Consider the following 1412-nt stretch of genomic DNA (forward strand, 5'->3'; position numbering starts at 1 on the left):
GCCGGTTGTCCGTCTCGCCACGACCTGCTCGCACTCTCGCGCATCGAGGAGTCGGAGCGCCGCGAGCAGGACGGCGCCGAGCAGCCGACGACCGGGTGGTCGGACCTCGGTGACGAGGTCATGGCCGCCGTGGACCGCGTCCGGCTGATCGCCTCGGCGAAGGACATCACCGTCGACTTCGACCTGGAGGCCCCGGTCGCCGTGGGGGGTTCGGGTCCGGGGATCGGCGGCGGGACCGTCGAGCCGCGGTACCGGCTCGACACCGGCGGGATGGCACAGCTCGTGACGAACATCGCCGGCAACGCCGTGGCGGCGCTCCCCCGCGGCGGTGGGATCTTCGTGTCGTGGCGGAGCGCCGAGGGCGAGGGCGTCCTGCAGATCACCGACGATGGTCCGGGCGTTCCGGAGTCGTTCATCCCGGTGGCGTTCGACCGCTTCACGCGACCGGACGAGGCGCGGAAGTCGCGCCCGAACCCGGACCCGGCCACCGGGGCGATCGCGATGCCCGGGGGTTCGGGGCTGGGACTCGCCATCGTGCGCGCGATCGCGGAACGGGCCGGAGGCACGGCCTCGCTCCGCAACGTCCGGTCCGGCGGGCTCGAGGTCACGGTCCGGATCCCCACGGCCGACGGGCGCCACTCGGCCCAGTAGCGGGGTCTGCGCCGCTCGTCCCACGAGCTGGGGCTGCGCTCATCATCCCAGGAGCGCGGTCTGCGACCGTCCCAGGGCGCCGGCGCGCGGTCGTGACGCCGCCGGTCACTGGAAGTCCCGCGACCTCGTCCGGACCGCCAGGGGCAGGTGCTCCATCCGGTCCGCCACCACGTTGACCACGCCCTCGGCCGACCGCTCGAGGATGCCCCGCACGATCACCGCCGGCGACTCCCGGGCCGTGCGCCGGTACCGCCCCCACACCCCGACACTGCAGATCACGTTGACGAGCCCCGTCTCGTCCTCGACGTTCATGAACGTGATGCCCGAGGCCGTCGCCGGGCGCTGCCGGTGGGTGACGATCCCGCCGACCTCGATCCGTCGCCCGTTCTCCGCCGTCATCGTGTCCGCGACGCTGAGCACCCCCCGTCGCTCCAGCACCGGCCGGACGTGCCGGACGGGGTGGTCATCGGTCGTCATCCCCGTCGACCACATGTCCGCGATGAGGACGTCCCCGCTCGTCATCTGTCCGAACAGCGGCGGCTGCACGACCACCTGGGTGCCGGGCAACTGGTCGGGACGCTCCCCCGCGGCCCGGCCCGCCGACCAGATGCCGCTCCGGCGGTCCTCGCCGAGGGAGGCGAAGGCGTCCGCTGCGGCGAGCGCCTCGAGCTGCGCCGTCGTCAGACCGACCCGACGGGCGAGGTCGGACATGTCCGTGAACGGCCCGTTCGCCCGCCGCTCGGCGACGATGCGCTCGGCGC

General features: G+C 73.9%; 2 protein-coding genes. One reads left to right on the plus strand and one right to left on the minus strand.

Features of this window, described 5'->3' with window-relative positions; genetic code table 11:
- Positions 1 to 651 (plus strand): cell wall metabolism sensor histidine kinase WalK (locus I59_RS16750; protein WP_022904857.1); only part of this gene is annotated, 651 nt, incomplete at its 5' end.
- A 105-nt stretch (positions 652 to 756) separates the two neighbouring features.
- Here the strand turns inward: I59_RS16750 and I59_RS16755 are convergent.
- The coding region (locus tag I59_RS16755; RefSeq protein ID WP_031274251.1) for an OB-fold nucleic acid binding domain-containing protein at positions 757 to 1412 on the minus strand (656 nt) is incomplete at its 5' end.

The sequence above is a fragment of the Curtobacterium sp. B8 genome (genome assembly GCF_000333315.1).
Lineage (GTDB): Bacteria > Actinomycetota > Actinomycetes > Actinomycetales > Microbacteriaceae > Curtobacterium > Curtobacterium luteum.